The following is a 17,887-nucleotide window of genomic DNA, read 5'->3' as shown; positions in this document are numbered from 1 at the left end:
AGAAAGGGTGACATCGTGGTCACAGCCAATATCCAGAACGCCATCGAGATCCGAGGGCTGCAGAAGTCCTTCGGATCGACCCAGGCGTTGACAGATGCCAACCTGATCGTCCGTTCAGGCGAATCCCGGGCCCTTCTCGGCCGCAACGGCGCCGGAAAGTCCACCTTGATTGCGATGCTTACCGGTCTTGTGACTCCGGACGCCGGCAGCATCCACATCCAAGGCGCCAACGGTGAAGTCACCGAAGGCCCGGGATCCGATTCCATCGCTTGCGTGTATCAGAAGAGCACCCTTGTGCCGGAACTGACGGTGGCGGAAAACATCAGCCTGGGTGCATACCCACGCAAGCGGTGGGGGAGCGTGGACTGGCCTGCGATCCGCAGGACGGCCACCGACCAACTCAAGGACTGGGGTTACGAGCGGATCGTCGACAAGACAGTCGCTGATCTTGAACCGCTGGAAAAGAAGATCGTCGAAGTCTGCCGGGCACTGTCCCGGGGGCCGCGGATCCTCCTTCTGGACGAACCGACGGCCGGCCTGGACGAAGGGGCCTCTCACGAACTCTTCGCCCAGATCAACAGTCTGCGCCAGCGCGGGGTCACCGTTATCTATGTGTCCCACCATTTGGAGGAAATCTTCAAGGTCTGCGACTCCGTCACCATCCTGCGCGACGGACGTGACGTCATGACAGCCGAGACAGCGGACCTTACCGTCAACCGGATTGTCAACGTCATGGCCGGGGTGAGCGAGGAAGAAGCTGCCGCGGCAAAGAAAGAAATTGCTGCCGAGCACCGCCGCCACGACGAGCTGGGCGAGACACGCCTCACCGTTACCGGCGCCGCCGTCGGCTCCCGTGTCCTGGGAGCCAGCCTGACAGTCCGGGCCGGGGAATGCGTGGGGCTGACAGGCCTCGATGGAGCCGGCCACGTCCAGCTCGCGCAGGCCATCGCCGGTCAGCTGGCACTGGATAAGGGTACCGTCGAGCACAACGGCCACACCCTCGGCCAGGGAAACGTCATCAAGACCATCAACGCCGGTGTGGGTTTCGTTCCCGAAGACCGCCACGTTAACGGCTACGTTCCGGAAATGTCGGTAGAGGAGAATGCAACCCTGACCATCGTTGACCGGCTCAGGGGAGGCGCGGGGCTCATCAACTCCGGCCGACGCCGCAATCGCTTTACGGAACTTTCCGGGGCCTGGGCCATCAAATGCGACGGACCTACCCAGGCCGTCGAAGAGCTTTCCGGCGGCAACCAGCAGAAGGTCGTGCTCGCACGGGCCCTGGCATCCAACCCGGACACGCTGGTCCTCGTTCATCCCACAGCCGGTGTGGACGTGACGGCCAAGGAGTCCATCTACGAATCGCTCCGGGCACTGCGGGACAGCGGAAGGTCCCTGCTGATCGTCTCCACCGACGACACCGATCTGGAAATCTGCGACAGGGTGATCGTCATGTACAAGGGCGAAATCCACGCCGAACTCAACGCCGGCTACGAAGAGTGGGAACTCGTAGGCGCCATCCAAGGAGCGGAGGCCGCGGCATGAAAACACCCACCACGCCCCTGCAGCCGACACCCACAGAGTCAAAGAACCAAGGAGAACCTCCCATGTCCACGCATACCCCGACCGTTGCGGGTACGCCGACCAGCCGCCGGCCCCTCAACATCATTGGTCAAGCCCGCTCGTCCGGCTGGGCACGTGAGCTCGCACTGCTGCCCGCCATTATTCTGGCGATGGTGGTCGGGGCCGTCCTGTCCCCGCAGTTCCTCACGGCGAACAACCTCCTGAACAACGTCCTCGTCACCTCTGCCGTGCTCGGGATCGTGGTGATCGCTGAAAGTATCATCCTGATCTCCGGATACTTCGATCTCTCCCTCGAATCTGTCGTAGGCCTGGCCCCGATGCTTGCAGTCTGGCTGGTCCTGCCCGCTGCGGTCGGCGGCTCCGGCTTTGGATGGTCGCCCTGGGCCGCGATCGCGGTCATGTTTGTCCTCAGCATTGTCATCGGATTCACGAACGGGTTCCTTGTCGGCAAGCTCAAACTCAACGCCTTCATGGTCACCCTCGCCATGCTCACCCTTCTCCGAGGCCTGACCATGGGCCTGTCTGGTGGCAAGACCCTCTCCGGCCTGCCCGCTGAGTTCCTGGCCCTCGGCAACACCAAGTGGTTCGGTATTTCCATCCAGATCTGGCTCTTCGCGATCTTCCTGGTCGCGGCCGCCATCTTCATGCGCAGCCACCCGGTCGGCCGCAAACTCTATGCCATGGGCGGAAACAACGCAGCAGCAGCAGCAGCAGGCATCAAGACGCTGCGCCTGACCATTGGGGTGTTCGTTGCCGGCTCGGTCATAGCCGCATTCGCCGGTCTCATGCTCACCGGCCGCATCGCGTCCGTGACCGCAAACCAGGGCGACGGCCTCATCTTCACCGTGTTCGCCGCGGCGGTCATCGGCGGCATCAGCCTCAACGGCGGCAAGGGATCGATGATCGGCGCGCTGAGCGGCGTACTGCTGCTGGGCATCATCCAGAACATCCTGGTCCTGTCCCAGGTGCCCTCATTCTGGATCAAAGCCATCTACGGCCTCATCATCCTCAGCGCCCTGATCTTCAACTACTTCGCCGGTTCCCGGAGTACCCGCCGCGTCGTCTAACCAATCCCGCCACTTTTGAAAGCAAGGAGTACACACCGTGAGTTCACCATCCTTTGACGGGAAGGTCGCCATCGTCACCGGCGCGGCCAGCGGCATCGGCCACGCCACAGCACTGGCACTGGCAGCACAGGGTGCGACCGTCTACGGAGCCGACATAGCCGCCTCCACCGGCGACGCAGCTGACGGGACCATCCAGTGGCGGCGCCTCGACGTCGCCGAAGAAGACGGCTGGAAGGCACTCACGGAAGAAGTGCTCCAGGCCCACGGCCGGATCGACGTCCTGGTCAACAACGCAGGCCTGGTCGGATCGTACGAATCGATCACGGATATCGACATCCAGGACTGGCACCGGATCATCTCCATCAACCAGACAGGTGTCTTCTTGGGAATGCGCTCCGTCGCACCGGCCATGCTGGCGCAGGAATCCGGATCGATAGTGAACGTCTCGTCCATCTGGGGACTTGTCGGAGCAGCCGGAGTCGCCGCGTACCAGGCATCGAAGGGTGCCGTGACCATGATGACGAAGAACGCCTCCGCCACGTGGGCGGCGCAAGGAATCCGTGTGAACTCGGTCCACCCCGGGCTGATCACAACACCCTTGACGGAAAACCAGGATCAGGCCATTTCCGATGAGCTGATCGCCAAGACCCCCATGCACAGGGCCGGAAAGGCGAGCGAAGTCGCCGATGCGATCGTTTATCTCGCCTCAGACAAGGCCTCGTATATCACCGGCGCGCAACTCGTTGTCGATGGCGGATTCACCAGCATCTGAGCCCCACTTACCAGCCGCCCCAGCTCCAAGGAAGGAACAGCACCATGAGCACCGACCTCGGCCCCGCGACACTCACTGCCGCAGTGATTGACAGTTTCCGCAACACCCCCGACGACCGGTTGCGGACCATCCTGACCAGCCTCACCACCCACCTTCATAACTTCGTCCGGGACATCGAACCGACGATCGAAGAATGGGAAACCGCCATTAACTTCCTGACCGCCACAGGTCAGAAGTGCGACTCCGTCCGTCAGGAGTTCATCCTCCTCTCCGACGTGCTGGGCGTGTCCATGATGGTGGAAACGATAAACGACGCCGAAACCCCGGATGCCACGGACTCCACAGTTCTGGGGCCGTTCCATATGGTCGAGTCACCGAAGCGGGAGCTGGGCGAGAACGCCTCCCCGGAGAGCGAAGGCGATATCTGCCTGGTACGGGGCCGCATCCTGTCCGTCACCGGTGAGCCCGTCCCGAATGCCTCCATCGATATTTGGCAGGCCAATACCAAGGGCTTCTACGACGTTCAGCAACCGGGCATCCAAAGCATCGGCAACGGCCGCGGCCTGTTCACGTCCAACGCCGCCGGAGAGTTCTACTTCCGCAGCGTTATCCCCAGCTATTACCCGATTCCGACCGATGGGCCCGTTGGGGACCTGCTGCATGCCACTGCCCGGCATCCGAACAGGCCGGCGCACATCCACTTCATCGTCAGCGCCCCGGGTTTCCGGGAACTGACAACCCACATTTTTGTTGGCGGCAGCGACTACATCGACTCCGACGCCGTTTTCGCCGTGAAGAAGAGCCTGATCGCCGAATTCGTGCCCAACACCTCGGAAGCTGACGCAGCCCGCTACGGGCTCCCCTCCCCGTTCATGGAGGCAGTGATCGACATCGTTATCCACCCCGACCTCGTCGACCCCGACATCATCCAGAACGCGGTGATGTCCCCGTCCACTGCACGGATTATCGAAGCACAGGAGAACACCCGATGAAGGATTTTCAGTACCAGGCACTTCCGATGCGCGTCCGCTTCGGAGCGGGCTCACTTGCCACCCTCAACGATGAGGTCGTCAAACTTGGCCTCAAGCGGGTCCTGGTCCTGGCCACCCCGTTCCAGGCGGACCTGGCCGGGAAGGTTTCCGCCCAGTTGGGCGAGCTCAGCGCAGGCGTGCATGCAGAAGCTGAAATGCACGTGCCCATCGAATCTGCCCACAAGGCCCGTGAAGTAGCCGCAGCGGCCCAGGCCGACGGATACGTCGCCGTGGGCGGCGGGTCGACAACGGGCCTGGGCAAGGCCATCGCACTCGAGTTCGGCCAGCCCATTATCGCGGTCCCCACGACCTACGCCGGCTCCGAGATGACGCCCGTGTGGGGGCTGACCGCCGACGGTGAAAAGAAGACCGGACGCGACCCCAAAGTTCTGCCCACCAGTGTCATCTACGACCCGGAACTTACCGTCACCCTCCCGGTGGCCATGTCCGTCACCAGCGGATTCAACGCCATCGCCCACGCCGTGGAGGCCCTGTACGCGCCGGACGGTTCGCCCATCATCTCCCTGATGGCCGAGGAGGGCACCCGTGCCCTGCTCGAGGCGATGCCGAAGATCGTCGAAGACCCGTCCAACATCGACGCGCGCTCCGATGCCCTCTACGGGGCCTGGCTCTGTGGAGCTACGTTGGGTGCGACCACCATGTCCCTGCATCACAAGTTGTGTCACACGCTCGGCGGGACCTTCAACCTTCCGCATGCCGAAACCCACACTGTGGTGCTGCCATACGCCTTGGCCTACAACGCCCAGCACGCCCCGCAGGCGATCGCCGCCCTGCAGCGCGCCACCGGGGCAGACAACCCGGCGGCCCACTTCCGGAAATTGAGCCTCTCCCTCGGAGCACCGTCGTCCTTGGCCGAGCTGGGCCTGAAGGAATCCGACATCGACAAGATCGTCGAAATCGCTACCAGGAACCCGTACGCCAACCCGCGGGAAGTAACCCCCGAGGGTATCCGGGAACTCGTCACTGCCGCTCTTCACGGCAGCGACGTTTAGCAGCGTCCTTGTTCCTGCCCGTTTGCCTGAACCTACAGAAAGAACACAACATGTCTGAGACCGTCAACGACGTGCGTTCGGTGCCCGCGGTAAACCCGCTGGGAACTGTCCCGGCAGTCCTGGTCCGGAAAGATGCCGGCGGCACCGTCACAGTCGAACCCGGCACCGCAGCCGTCACTGCACCCAAGCCCAACGAGCTCCTCGTCCGGCCCGCTTACGTGGGAGTGTGCGGTACCGATATCGAGATCCTGCACGGCAGCATGCCGAAGACCTTCAAGATCAATTACCCGCACGTCCTGGGCCATGAATGGTCAGGCATCGTCGTGGAAGCCGGCGCAGCTGTTGAAGGATTTCAGCCGGGGGACCGCGTTCTCGGGCACGGACATCTGGGCGGCAATGACTGGTTCGGGGTCACCCACGATGGAGCCGCCGCTGAACTGTTCACCGTCCCGGCCGACATGTGCTTCCACATCCCTGACGAGGTGGACATGCTCACGGCCGCAGTTATTGAACCCTTCGCCTGCGTATTGAACGGACTTAAGAAGATCGGTGGCATCAGTGCTGCCGACACGGTCCACGTGCATGGGCTCGGGGCAATCGGCCTGAACGCAGTGATCCAGGCCGTTACCGCAGGAGCGGAAGTGGTCGTATTTGATCCGAGCCCACTTCGTCGGGAAACGGCGATGAAACTGGGAGCTACGGCTGCCGTTAATCCGGTCGAAACCCCGGACACCGCCGGTGCTGCAGCAGCAGCCATGGGGCGGGCCTTCGCTGACGTCGTCATCGAAGCCTCAGGAAACTCCGCGGCGCAAGCAGCAGCCCTTGAAAGCGCAGACCACAACGGACGCGTCCTGCTGATGGGCGTTTCCACGCCAAAATTTGCCCCTGCGCGCCTGGGCCTGGTCCAGGAACGAAACCTCATGATCACCAGCTCCACCGGGGCGCCGGTAGCAGTATGGCCCGCAGCAATCCGCTACGTGGCAAACACCCGCCTCAACCTCGGTGAGATCGTCTCCACCGTCGTCCCGTTCTCCCGCGGAGACGAGGCCCTCCAAAGGGCACAGGATTCAAGCCGGGAAACGAAGGTCATGCTTGCTCCGGATGCCACCAACGCCGACGGTGTGGCCGCCTCCTCAACCCATAAAGCCAACTAACAAAAGGACGAACGTGAACGACACGAACATCATTCAGAACCGGGACCTCCTGGCCTCCTGCTGGACCTGGGCAGGCAACGCCGCCCCGCTACGCGGCGACGAAACGAGCCCTATCGACGTGCGCACCCGGGTTGAGGCTGCCGCCAAGGCAGGCTGGAAGGGACTGGGCTTCATCCACGCCGACCTTCCGGAGATCGAAAAGAGCATTGGTCTCAAGGGACTCCGCCAGCTGCTGGACGACAACGGCATCATTCACGTCGAGATGGAGTTCCTTGCGGACTGGTGGAAGACCGGCCCCGAACGCGAAGAATCGGACCGCTGGCGCAAGATCCTGTTCAACGCCGCAGAAATCCTCGGCGTCAAGACCATCAAGATCGGCGCCGAACTGGCCCTCGAAGGTGAGCCGGCGCCTGTCGACGAAACCGCGTTCCACCAGGAATTCGACCGGCTCGCCACCCAGGCCGGGGAAGTGGGCACGCGCGTCGCTCTGGAGCCGATGCCCATGAACAACCTCAAGTCCATCGAAATCGGCGCGAAGTTCATCAGCGAAGTCAACAACCCCCATGGCGGGCTCACCGTCGACACGTGGCACACCAGCCGCGGCGGCACCCGCTACGAAGACCTGGCCGCCATCCTGCCCATGGACAAGGTCTTCATCGTCGAGATTGATGATGCCCATAAGGACGTGAGGGGTTCACTGTGGGAAGACACCGTCAACGAGCGTCTATACCCAGGTGAAGGTGGCCTCGACACGGTTGCCTTCGTCAAGGCCATTCATGAAGCCGGATGGCGCGGACACTGGGGTGTGGAAATCATCGCGGAATCACACCGCCTGCTGCCGTTCGATCAGGCCTTGGCACGCGCCCACGATTCAGCCGCGGCGACACTCGAGGCAGCGTCCCAACTGATCGCCGCGGAACAGTCCGAAAAGGTCTAACCCGAGCTAATCCGCGTAAGCCTGGCCCACGCGCCACCCGGCAGGGGTGGTGCGTGGGCCAGGCCTGCCACGGAGCCTTTACAAGAAAAGCGGAACACCATGAGCGCAGTAGCCCCCGAGGCACGACCGGACGCCGCCATCCAGCTGGGCATGCGTCTTCGTGACGCCCGGCAGAGCGCCAAGCTCTCCGTGCGCGAACTTGCGCGCCGTGTGGACGTCTCCGCCAGCCTCGTCTCACAGGTCGAGCTGGGCCGCACAACCCCGTCTGTTGGAACCCTTTACGCCCTCGTATCGGCGCTGGGCTTGTCCCTTGATGCGGTACTGCAGGATGGGGAGCAACTTCCGTCGGCAGGTACCAGTCTTCGGGTTGTTGAAACTCCAGCCGTCAATGAGGACGGGCAGCCTTGGTCATCCGAAAGTGCCGTGACACCTCTGGTGCCATCCGCAGGGAGCAACGAACTTCCCGGACTCCTGAAGGCGAAGGACCGTCCAAAACTCCGTGTCGATGGTGTCCTCTGGGAGCGACTCACCGCGGAGAACGACCCCAACGTGGAACTCCTCCGCGTCACGTACCGAAGGGGCACCGAATCCTGTCCGCCGGATAACCTCATGCGGCACGGGGGACACGAATACTTCCACATCCTTGAAGGAAGACTCAACGTGGAGGCCGGCTCCTCCGCGGGAACCCTGAGCGCCGGCGACAGCATCAATTTCGTTTCCTCCGCCCCTCACCGGCTCAGCAATCCTTTCAACGAAGATTGCATCGCAATTTGGGTGGTGGTCGGCCGACGAAGCCATCAGCTGGACAAGTCTGTCTCACCGGTCGCATAACCCTGGCGGAGGCTGTGAACAAATTCCGTGCGAGCTTCTTTATCGCTTTGCTGGGTGTTCATCTGGGTCCTCCTTAGCGGCTATACGTGGCTGATCTGCTTATCCATGTGGTTCCGGGGGAGGGCGACGTGACTTGTGCACAACCAGTGGGAAACTTGTGCCGCCGGACGCCCACAGCCTGTCAGATAGTGCCCGACGGCGAGGCGTTGCACCGTGTTGTGGCCCATGATGCTCACCGCCCTTTCTTCCATGGATCGAGGGTTTCCGTCGGTACCTGTTCATGGTTGCCATCGGAGTCGACGACATGACGGTGTGGATTTTTGCCGCTATGTCCCGAAGTGGGGTCGTACTGCTTGGCTGGTCTTTCATGCCTGTTCATTGCCGGCCTGTTGGATGACTGCATGACGGAATGATTAGCCGCCGAAGCACCCCCTAGTAGTCGGACGGCTCCTCGCAGAAGACCCGAGCTCAACACCCAGCAGGGCTTCCGCCCCTCCGACCGCGACAAGCTCGTCGACGCGCTCAAAGGACACAACCCGCCGCTGCCGGAGAGGGCTGCCACTACAGCGTGAGTCTGCCCACGTTATTTTGAGTAGCTATCAATAAGACCTTAAACTTGGATGTAGGCCAGAGTAGCCCTCGAGTACCGCACCGGTGAACATCCCCGGGCCGGCAGGGCAAGCGACACAACCGCAACGCCCTTCTGCTTGAGCGGCACTGGAACCTGAACTGGCCCTGATCCTGAACCCCGAGGAGAACCTATGACTTTGCTGGCTGAACGCCCCGCAACGACCGAACCCGCCCCTGAGACCGCTACAGGCGCCACTGTCGTCGGCACCGCATCGCGCGGCGGCAGCTACGTAACTCTGCCCGGCGGCAGCGCCCCCGCCCGTGTTGAAGGCGCCTATGTCACCGTCCCCGGCAGCCGAAACATGCCTCCCATCACCCATGGAAGCTATGTCACGGTAGCCGGCGCTACCGCTGTTGCCGCCGGCCTCGTTGAGGGCAGCTACGTAACGCTTCCGACGGCAGCGTAAAGCCCCAGCGTCCTTGGTGGACGGAACCGTGCGGCGTAGAAAGGAGGCCGACGGCGACACTGCGTGTCGTCGTCGGCCTCCTTTCTTAGGGCAGACTTCGGAGTCGGACGGGTGCTCCATATGCAGGGGACCCGGCAGCCACGCGAGGGCTTGCCAGCGTCATTGAGCATGGGAGCGTTGTCGGGGAGCTTCACGTTACCGTCCACGCCCTTGCCGCAGTTGCCGGCCATCCAGCTGTCCTCGGCGCGCGCAGCGTCGGCCCGGTCCCGCCGATCGAGCAGCCCGGTGACCATGGCCAGCCGGGTGAGGCTGACGCAGAGAGGACCTCATGGCGACAGCCGACGAACGGGTGCGGGCCGCCACGACACCAGAGGTTCTAAGCACGCTAAAACCAGCCTTTTCCCCCGGTTCGACCTTGACGGCCACCTGATGGGTCATTTTAGAGTGGGCCGCCGGGGTGTGGTTGCACTCGGTGCTGGGGCGGGTGCGCCGGCAGTGGCGCCTAAGCCCAGCGAAGCACCAACGGGTCTTTGCGTTTTGCCATGTCGATGAGCTGTGACCGGGTGTCAGGGTGAAGCTCGGTGATCGGCGCCCTGGTCTTGTCGCTGGAGATGATGCCGCCTTCTTTCATCAGCACCTTGGTGGCGCGGAGCCCGCACTGGCGGTTTTCGAAGTGGATGAAAGGCAGCAGGTCCTCCCACTGGCTGACGGCCTTGTCCCTGTCCCCGGCGTGGAAGTCACGGACGATCTGGCCGAGCTGGTCCGGGACCATGCAGCTGCTCATCGTGCCCTGCGCACCGGCTTCCAGGTCGGGAATGAGGGTGATCGCTTCTTCGCCGTCAAACGCACCGGGAAGATCATCCCCCGCGGCCGCGGTCAGTGCCCGTAGCTTGTCAGCGGCCTGGGGCATCTCGATTTTCGCGTATTTCACCTGGGGGACTTCCCGTGCCAGGCGCGCCAGGAGCGGCACTGGCAGGACGGTGGGGCTCATCGGGGCGTCCTGGATCATGATGTCGATGTCCAGTCCGTCCGCGACTTGTTTGAAGTACTCCAGAACGGCCTGCTCGTCGGCCTTCATGGTGGCGCCAAAGAACGGCGGCATCAGCATGACCATGGCTGCGCCCATTTCCTGAGCCTGGAGGCTGCGCTGTCGGGCGATACGGGCGCTGAAGTGGCTGGTGGTTACGCATACAGGGATCCTGCCGGCGGACTGGTCCATGGTGGCCTGTAGGACTTGGTCGCGCTCTTCGTCGGTGAGGGAGAACTGTTCTGAGTAGTTGGCGAGGATGCAGACTGCGTCGGATTTTCCGTCCACCAGGTAGTCCACGACTCTGCGTTGGCCTTCAAGGTCGAGTTCCTCGTTGTTGCTGAAGACGGTGGGTGCCACTGGCATGACACCTGTAATGACGCTCATGGTTTCTATTCCTTTTGTTCTTGAAGTGTAAAGTCGGCTGACGGCAGCGCCAGAGAGCCCGGAATCGGTGCGAAGGTCGGTTCCGGGCTCCGTGGCTTTATTCCGCAGTTGTGAAGGGGCAGGTCTGGTTGTTACTTGCTCTGTGCCATGACGGGTGACTGTTCAGCCTCGTAGTCCTCGGCGTCGATGTCGCGGCCGTGCGGATCCCATTTGTTCACCAAAATGACGATGATGGCGATGGCAGGAACGGCGGCCAGTACGAGGAGGGCCTTGGTGCCGAACGCTGCTGTGGCCAGGGGCCAGAAGACCAGGCCGGCAATGGCGCCGAGGCGGACACCGATCTGCGTGAAGCCGGTACCTGCACCACGGAGCGAGGTGGGGTAGGACATGGTGGCCATGGTCATGCCCTGCGCGCCGGGTCCGGCGGCGTGGCAGAAGATGAGCAAGCCGATGACGACGGCACCGACGATGGACCAGATGCCTTCTACATTGCTGAGGCTGCCGCCAATGAGCATGCAGACAAAGGTGCCGCAGAAGCCGTAAAGCGCCAGCTTCCGGGGTCCGATACGGCCGGAGAGCTTGGCTCCGAGGAATCCGCCCGTGACACCGAAGCAGACGTTGACGATCAGTGAGGAAACGATGTTGGTCATCACGTTCTGGGTGTGCAGGATAGCCAGAACGATTTGTCCGACGAAGAATCCGACGGCGTAGTACTCCATGGCCTGGCCGGCGTTGATCACGGCGGACAGCACGGTGCGGGCCCGGTATTTCTTGCTGACCAGCTTGCCCCACGCCTGGGCCATGGTCATCTGGAACTGCTTGCGCTCGGCACGGGGGTCGGCGGCGTCCGGGGCCACTTCAGCGTCGACTCCGTAGGTCTTCTTGAGGATCTTCGCGGCCTCGTGCAGGCCGAGGTTCTGTGCTGCCCAGGAGGGTGACTCCGCCATGTACTTCTGGCGGAAGACCATGATGAGGAGGGCCGGGACAGCGCCGAATCCGACGACGATCCGCCACATGTGGTTCTCACTCCAGTTCATGGACTGGAACAGGAAGTAGACGGGGATCAGGAGGGCGAAGGTGGAGGCAACGGCGACGTACCACATTGGCTGCCAGAGGGAGACGGTGCCTCCCTTCTTCTTGCGGGAGGCGTATTCGGCGAGGAAGCTGAACGCCACAGGGAAGTCGACGCCGATGCCCAGACCCATGATGAACCGGGCAATGATGAGGGTCCACACATCCGGAGCGATCGCGCAGGCGATGGCTGCGACTACGAAGAAGACCATGTCGGCCATGAAGACCTTGAACCGGCCCAGCTTGTCCACGAAGTAGCCGCCGAAGACCGATCCGACCAGAGCGCCGACCATGATCGAGGCGGACACCACGGCGAGCATCCCCGGGCTGAGGTTGAAGTCTTTGGCGATATACGGCATGCCGAAGGCAAGGGAGGTGAAGTCATAGGCGTCAAGGAAGATGCCGCCCAAAGCGATCAGCGTGATCGCGAAGGCCTTGCCCTTCTGCAGACGGCCGCTGTTGATCAGGTCGGTCACATCCTGGGCGGAACGGAGCACAACGCGCTCGATGCGTTGCTCCGAGGGAAAAGCGGGAACGTTTTTCACAACGTGTCCTTTCATGAACCCACAGCTTTGTGTGTTCTAAATTTCGAACATTGATCGAAGTAGCGGTGAATCCCGTAGTCCTGTTAGGGTGATCGGGAATTGTTTGAACTCTACGATTGATGCGATTTTCCGTCAAGCAGAGTGAGAGCGAAGCGGTCCCGCCTTGGGGTTCCCCAAGCCGCGATCGCGCTAGTGCGAATTGAAATATCAGCGCGCTGTCCTAAATATCGAACAACGAGGAAGTTGACTGATGGATGAACGTCAAATGCCAAAATGGTCGGATCTTCGGGAGCTGGTGAGATTCCGCAAGCTTGAGCTGGACCCGGTGGAGCGCAGGCTCGCATCGGCTTTCACCATCGCCGATCTTCGCGAGAGCGCGAAGAAAACAACGCCCAAGGCAGTGTTCAATTACACCGATGGCGCGGCAGAAGAGGAAATCACCATCAGCCGCTGCCGGCAGGCCTACAAGGACGTGGAGTTCATCCCCACGGTCCTGCGGGACGTGTCGGATCCCGATCCTTCAACTGATCTTTTTGGCAAGAAGATCGCCTTTCCGCTGGTCCTGGCGCCTACCGGCTACACGAGGATGATGCACAACGACGGCGAGAAGGCCGTCGCCAGGGTGGCCTCCAGGTTCAACGTGCCCTACACCCTCTCAACAGTAGGGACGACCACGGTTGAGGATGTGGCCGCTGCAGCTCCAGAAGGGAACAACTGGTTCCAGCTCTATGTGGCGAAGGACCGGCAGAAGACTTCGAGCCTGATCGACCGTGCCCTGAACAGCGGTTATGAGGTGCTGATGCTGACTGTGGACACCCAGGTGGGCGGTTCCCGAGTGCGTGAACTCAGGGACGGACTCACCATCCCGCCGACTCTGTCAGCGAAAACCTTTGCGGACATGGCCCTGCATCCCAGCTGGTGGTTCGACAAGCTCACGACGCCGCCGATTGAATTTGCTTCCCTGCGAGGCTTCGGTGGCAACTCCGCCGAAGTTGCTGATCAGATTTTCGATCCCGGCCTGACATTTGAGGACATCGCCTGGCTGCGGAAGGTGTGGCCGCACAAGCTGCTGGTCAAGGGTATCCAAAATGTCGATGACGCCGAGCGTGTGATTGAGCTTGGCTGCGATGGCGTGGTCCTGTCCAACCATGGCGGGCGTCAGCTGGACCGCTCCCCGACGGTACTCCGGATCCTTCCCGCAGTCAGGGAGCGTTTGGGTTCTGACGTGGCGGTTCTGATTGACAGCGGCGTGATGTCCGGCAGCGACATCCTCGCTGCGGTGGGGCTGGGCGCGGACGCGGCCATGGTTGGACGCGCCTACCTGTACGGGCTCATGGCCGGCGGCGAACGCGGCGTTTCCCGCTCTTTGGAGATCCTGCGCGGGCAATACGTCCGGTCGATGCAGCTTCTGGGTGTGCAGTCCACCGCCGGCGTCACCCCCGGCCATGTTTCCTTCGTCAGCTGACATGCGGTGGGGAAGGGGCGGCACGCGGTGGATGTCGTTACTGGAAGCCGAGCTCGGAACTGAACCGGGCTGCCCCTGTGGAGGCAAGCTCGCCCCATTCATCAGGAGTGCGCTGGTTCCAGCGCATGTCAGGAACGGAAATGCTCAAGGCCGCGATGACACTTCCGGTGTGGTCGCGCACTGGGGCGGCGACACAGGACACGTCGGGGTTGGATTCGCCGGCCTCGAACGCTATGCCGGACGCCCGGATCTGGTCCAACTGGTTGGCGAGCACATGGGGCTCCGTGATGCTTTTCGGCGTCAGCTTTGCCAGACCCTTTCGGAGAAGTTTTTTCCGCTCCGCCTCTGGAAGGTGGGCCAGCAGAGCCTTGCCCACAGCCGTGCAACTGGCCGGAACCCGGCCACCCATCCGCGAAACCATCCTCACCGACTGCGTACTGTCGACCTTGCAGACATACACAACGTCAGAGCCCTCCAGGATTCCGACATGGATTGTCTCGTCACACTCCTGCGCCACCGATTGGGCAACCCGGAGTCCCACCGAGTGCAGGTCCAGCCTCTCGGCGAAGGCATTGCCCAGACGGAAGACGCTCAGCCCGAGGTGGTAGGTGGCCGTCCTGTCGTCCCGCCGAAGGTACTTGCGCTCGGCCAAGGTGGTGAGCAGTTCGTGGGCCGTTGTCCTAGGAAGACCGGTCCGCTGCACAACTTCGGGGGCGGTCAGTCCGTGCCGGGCGTCCAGGAAAAGCTCCAGGACGTCAAGGCTTCGAACCACTGCGGGTGTCAAGCGGGCCATCATTCCCTTTCGTGCCGGCCGGGTGGATGCTCCGGCATTGACACCCATTCTACAAGCAGTTCGAAATATCGTACGACGTCCGGAAGCGGCGTCGCGCACAAGAGATAAGTAAGGAAGGCAGGAATGAAAACAACAGCTGAGAAGGCAAATGCCCAGATCACAGCAGCCCACGCCGCCTACGAGCACGCACGGGACACCAGCCCGAAGGGCCGCGGGCGTTGGCTGGAAGCAATAGCGTCCGCCTTGGAGAACCACGCAGACGAACTCGTCGATCTTGGCCAGCAGGAAACGCACCTGGACGAGGCACGACTCCGCTTTGAGCTCAGGCGCTCCGTCTTCCAGTTGCGGCTCTTCAAGGATGAAACGGTCCGCGGCGAGCACCTGGGGGTCACCATCGACCACTCCGACCCTTCCTGGGGCATGGGACCGCGACCCGACATCCGGCGCGTCAACGTTCCGCTGGGCGTGGTCGCCGTCTTTGGAGCCAGCAACTTTCCCTTCGCATTCAGCGTCATGGGCGGAGACAGCGCGTCAGCCCTTGCCGCCGGCTGCGCAGTCGTGCACAAAATTCACGAAGGCCACCTGCAGCTCGCCCTTCGCACCGGTGACATCGTCGTGGAAGCCCTTAACAGCGCGGGTGCCCCCAAGGGACTTTTCTCGACCGTCGTGGGACGAGAAGCCGCGGAAATCCTCGTCGGGCACCCGCTGGTCAAAGCTGTCGGGTTCACCGGATCCACCGCAGGAGGACGTGCCCTGTTCGACCGCGCCTCCCGCCGGCCCACCCCGATTCCCTTCTACGGAGAACTCGGCAGCATCAACCCCGTTTTCGTCACCGAAAAGGCATGGGCGGCCAGGAGAGAGCAAATCCTTGCCGGATACGCAGCATCCTTCACCATGGGAATGGGACAGTTCTGCACAAAGCCCGGACTGCTGTTCGCCCCCATCAACAACACCGAGGAAACCGCCACGCTGTTGCAGCAGGAACTGGATGCCAAGCAAAGCGCCCCCCTGCTCAGCCCAAAACTCCGGGAAGGGTTCGACGCCGCCCTCACGGCAGTCCGGACTGCCCCCGGAGTTGAAGTGCTCGTGGCAGGGAATGAAGCCGAGGCACCGCGCCCGACCGTCCTGATGACCACATCAGAGGCCGTAAAGGAAAACCCGGATCTCCTGGAGCAGGAAATGTTCGGACCGGCCACCCTCGTCATCCAGTACTCGTCCGATACCGACCTGGCCGAACTCGCTGCGCTCATGGAAGGGCAACTGACCGCGACCGTGCACGGGGAGCCCGACGAAGACCTGGGCGGCCTTCTGACAACGCTGCGGGAACGATCCGGGCGCCTCCTCTGGAACGCCTGGCCCACCGGAGTGACCGTCACATACGCCCAGCACCATGGAGGACCATACCCCGCGACCACGGCTGCGAGCACAACATCGGTCGGAACCGGCGCAATCGGGCGCTTCATGCGCCCCGTCGCCTACGACTCCTTCCCCTCATCACAACTGCCCCAGCCGCTCCTGGACGAAAACCCCTGGAGAATCACCCGCCGCGTAGACGGCATCTGGGAACCGGCGAATGAAAAGGAGGACCTGGCATGAGCCAAACACTTTCACAGCAGATATTGCCCTCTGAACACCAGGACGCGCTCCTCGTGGGCAGACTATGGGATCCACAGTCCGGGGGACCGAGGGTGGTTTCCGTGCGGGGGGAGGAGGTTTTCGACCTCACCTCCGCCGTAGGCACTGTCGCGGAACTGATGGAACGCGACGACCCGGCCGGAATCGTCCTCCACACGCAGGATACGCCGCCCCGGTGGAACCTCGCGGAACTCGCCGAGGCCGCCCTTGCCCAGGACCACAGCCGTCCGCACCTGCTCGCACCCGTCGATCTGCAGGTCATCAAAGCCTGCGGTGTGACATTCGTGGAAAGCATGATTGAACGCGTCATCGAGGAACGATGCGGGGGTGACTCCGAACGCGCGGCGGAAGTCCGCGGGTCCGTGATCAGCGCGCTCGGTGGCAACATCTCCGCCATTCGGCCAGGATCACAGGAAGCCAGGGAAGCGAAGGAAGTCCTCTCTGCGCAGGGCATGTGGTCCCAGTACTTGGAGGTGGGACTGGGCCCCGACCCTGAGGTGTTTACCAAAGCACCGGTGCTGTCCTCCGTTGGCTTCGGTGCAGACATCGGAATCCCTGACTTTTCCTCCTGGAACAACCCCGAACCGGAACTGGTCCTCATCCTCGACGCGACAGGAACGCCCAAAGGCGCCACCCTCGGCAACGACGTGAATCTCCGGGATGTGGAAGGGCGAAGCGCGCTCCTGCTGGGAAAGGCCAAGGACAACAACGCCTCCAGCGCGATCGGCCCATTCGTCAGGCTCTTCCACAATAGCTTCAGCCTCGACACCATCCGCAGCGAAGAAATCAGCCTAACCGTTCACGGGAACGACGGGTACAGCCTGGAAGGCCGAAACAGCCTCGCTCGGATAAGCCGGCCCTTCGAGGAACTCATTAGCGCAACCGTCGGCACGCACCATCAATACCCGGACGGCTTCGCCCTCTTCACCGGAACACTCTTCGCCCCCACCCAGGACCGAGACACGCAAGGCCTCGGCTTCACCCACAAACCCGGCGACGTCGTCACTATCAGCAGCCGGCATCTCGGTGCGCTGATAAACACAACGAGATCAACGAAAGACCTACCGCCCTGGACCTTCGGAATTCGGGCTCTGACAAACTACCTGGCCCGGTCCAACGCGCAAGGGCTGGTGGACAGCGGGATGTCGCCGTAACAACCGGCACCCAAGGACGGTTGGACTTGGTTCCCCGCCTGGAGCGGTGTCCGCGGCACCGCTCCAGGCGGGGAGCACGAGCGCGTCATGGCGATGGCCTTGCAGGGCTAAAAACGGTGCTTTTGAGGGTTCCGCCCACCGTTTGGCCGGTTCCCGCCCACCGCCCGCCCTACGTGGCCGACTCCGGTGAAGGTTTCAAAGTCCGTGTAATTCCGGGGTTTTTGGAGTCCCCGCCCTACCTGCCGACCCCAGACAGCTAACGGCAAGTACAAAGCGTCCGCGACAACCACCAAGGTCATCGCAACGAAACACTAGCTGTCTGCCAGCGAATTGGCCTCCTACGGCGTCCTAGCCGCGGCTCAACTGAGCTGATATTAACATCGC

General features: G+C 62.4%; 15 protein-coding genes. 12 read left to right on the top strand and 3 right to left on the bottom strand.

Annotated elements, in window-relative coordinates; genetic code table 11:
• Positions 1-15: 15 nt before the first annotated feature.
• The 9 genes from AC57BR_RS08820 (at position 16) to AC57BR_RS08780 (ending at position 9,426) form a co-directional block, all read left to right on the top strand.
• On the top strand, positions 16-1,545 hold the full coding sequence (locus tag AC57BR_RS08820) for a sugar ABC transporter ATP-binding protein (protein WP_496359573.1): 1,530 nt from the start codon (positions 16-18) through the stop codon (positions 1,543-1,545).
• A 62-nt stretch (positions 1,546-1,607) separates the two neighbouring features.
• Complete coding sequence (locus AC57BR_RS08815; protein ID WP_496359571.1) at positions 1,608-2,651, top strand: ABC transporter permease; 1,044 nt, start codon at positions 1,608-1,610, stop codon at positions 2,649-2,651.
• Between the two features lie 37 nt (positions 2,652-2,688).
• Positions 2,689-3,423 carry an SDR family NAD(P)-dependent oxidoreductase gene (locus AC57BR_RS08810; protein ID WP_496359569.1) on the top strand — a complete coding sequence of 245 codons (735 nt, stop codon included), beginning with the start codon at positions 2,689-2,691 and terminating at the stop codon, positions 3,421-3,423.
• 44 nt (positions 3,424-3,467) lie between these two features.
• Positions 3,468-4,415: a dioxygenase family protein gene (locus AC57BR_RS08805; RefSeq protein ID WP_496359567.1), complete on the top strand. Its 948-nt coding sequence runs from the start codon at positions 3,468-3,470 to the stop codon at positions 4,413-4,415.
• Entirely contained in the window at positions 4,412-5,467 is a 1,056-nt protein-coding gene (locus tag AC57BR_RS08800) for a maleylacetate reductase (protein WP_496359565.1), read from the top strand. Before AC57BR_RS08805 ends, AC57BR_RS08800 begins: the two co-directional genes overlap by 4 nt.
• 50 nt (positions 5,468-5,517) lie before the next feature.
• Positions 5,518-6,621 (top strand): zinc-dependent alcohol dehydrogenase, encoded by a 1,104-nt coding sequence (locus tag AC57BR_RS08795; protein ID WP_496359563.1) that lies wholly within the window; start codon positions 5,518-5,520, stop codon positions 6,619-6,621.
• 13 nt (positions 6,622-6,634) lie between these two features.
• Positions 6,635-7,558 carry a sugar phosphate isomerase/epimerase family protein gene (locus tag AC57BR_RS08790; protein ID WP_496359561.1) on the top strand — a complete coding sequence of 308 codons (924 nt, stop codon included), beginning with the start codon at positions 6,635-6,637 and terminating at the stop codon, positions 7,556-7,558.
• 99 nt (positions 7,559-7,657) lie between these two features.
• Positions 7,658-8,389, top strand: a complete 732-nt coding sequence (locus tag AC57BR_RS08785; protein WP_496359559.1) for a helix-turn-helix domain-containing protein — start codon at positions 7,658-7,660, stop codon at positions 8,387-8,389.
• A gap of 761 nt (positions 8,390-9,150) precedes the next feature.
• Positions 9,151-9,426, top strand: a complete 276-nt coding sequence (locus tag AC57BR_RS08780) for a hypothetical protein (protein ID WP_496359557.1) — start codon at positions 9,151-9,153, stop codon at positions 9,424-9,426.
• Positions 9,427-9,928: 502 nt separating this feature from the next.
• On the opposite strand, the gene AC57BR_RS08775 is transcribed toward AC57BR_RS08780, so the two are convergent.
• Positions 9,929-10,840, bottom strand: a complete 912-nt coding sequence (locus AC57BR_RS08775) for a dihydrodipicolinate synthase family protein (protein ID WP_496359555.1) — start codon at positions 10,838-10,840, stop codon at positions 9,929-9,931.
• Between the two features lie 131 nt (positions 10,841-10,971).
• Positions 10,972-12,456, bottom strand: coding sequence for an MFS transporter (locus AC57BR_RS08770; RefSeq protein WP_496359553.1), 1,485 nt, complete (start codon positions 12,454-12,456; stop codon positions 10,972-10,974).
• Positions 12,457-12,706: 250 nt separating this feature from the next.
• Here AC57BR_RS08770 and AC57BR_RS08765 point away from each other — a divergent pair, with 250 nt between their 5' ends.
• Positions 12,707-13,921 (top strand): alpha-hydroxy acid oxidase, encoded by a 1,215-nt coding sequence (locus tag AC57BR_RS08765; protein WP_496359551.1) that lies wholly within the window; start codon positions 12,707-12,709, stop codon positions 13,919-13,921.
• A 37-nt stretch (positions 13,922-13,958) separates the two neighbouring features.
• Here the strand turns inward: AC57BR_RS08765 and AC57BR_RS08760 are convergent, their stop codons facing one another.
• Positions 13,959-14,705, bottom strand: a complete 747-nt coding sequence (locus tag AC57BR_RS08760; protein ID WP_496359549.1) for an IclR family transcriptional regulator — start codon at positions 14,703-14,705, stop codon at positions 13,959-13,961.
• A 132-nt stretch (positions 14,706-14,837) separates the two neighbouring features.
• On the opposite strand from AC57BR_RS08760, the gene AC57BR_RS08755 reads away from it, so the two are divergent.
• Together AC57BR_RS08755 and AC57BR_RS08750 are read left to right on the top strand one after the other, a co-directional pair.
• Positions 14,838-16,310, top strand: a complete 1,473-nt coding sequence (locus tag AC57BR_RS08755) for an aldehyde dehydrogenase (NADP(+)) (protein WP_496359547.1) — start codon at positions 14,838-14,840, stop codon at positions 16,308-16,310.
• Positions 16,307-17,503, top strand: coding sequence for a fumarylacetoacetate hydrolase family protein (locus AC57BR_RS08750; RefSeq protein ID WP_496359545.1), 1,197 nt, complete (start codon positions 16,307-16,309; stop codon positions 17,501-17,503). The genes AC57BR_RS08755 and AC57BR_RS08750 overlap by 4 nt, the downstream gene beginning before the upstream one ends.
• Positions 17,504-17,887 lie beyond the last annotated feature (384 nt).

It is taken from the genome of Arthrobacter sp. BGA-UO-ETr-C19 (assembly GCF_059568005.1).
Note: the sequence above shows the minus strand (reverse complement) of the source record. Positions and strands in the feature narration are given on the sequence as shown.

Bases quoted from the DNA above. Each gene is read 5' to 3' on its own strand.
- AC57BR_RS08815 (WP_496359571.1), top strand. From the start codon at position 1,608: ATGTCCACGCATACCCCGACCGTTGCGGGTACGCCGACCAGCCGCCGG.
- AC57BR_RS08805 (WP_496359567.1), top strand. From the start codon at position 3,468: ATGAGCACCGACCTCGGCCCCGCGACACTCACTGCCGCAGTGATTGAC.
- AC57BR_RS08800 (WP_496359565.1), top strand. From the start codon at position 4,412: ATGAAGGATTTTCAGTACCAGGCACTTCCGATGCGCGTCCGCTTCGGA.
- AC57BR_RS08795 (WP_496359563.1), top strand. From the start codon at position 5,518: ATGTCTGAGACCGTCAACGACGTGCGTTCGGTGCCCGCGGTAAACCCG.
- AC57BR_RS08785 (WP_496359559.1), top strand. From the start codon at position 7,658: ATGAGCGCAGTAGCCCCCGAGGCACGACCGGACGCCGCCATCCAGCTG.
- AC57BR_RS08780 (WP_496359557.1), top strand. From the start codon at position 9,151: ATGACTTTGCTGGCTGAACGCCCCGCAACGACCGAACCCGCCCCTGAG.
- AC57BR_RS08775 (WP_496359555.1), bottom strand. From the start codon at position 10,840: ATGAGCGTCATTACAGGTGTCATGCCAGTGGCACCCACCGTCTTCAGC.
- AC57BR_RS08765 (WP_496359551.1), top strand. From the start codon at position 12,707: ATGGATGAACGTCAAATGCCAAAATGGTCGGATCTTCGGGAGCTGGTG.
- AC57BR_RS08755 (WP_496359547.1), top strand. From the start codon at position 14,838: ATGAAAACAACAGCTGAGAAGGCAAATGCCCAGATCACAGCAGCCCAC.
- AC57BR_RS08750 (WP_496359545.1), top strand. From the start codon at position 16,307: ATGAGCCAAACACTTTCACAGCAGATATTGCCCTCTGAACACCAGGAC.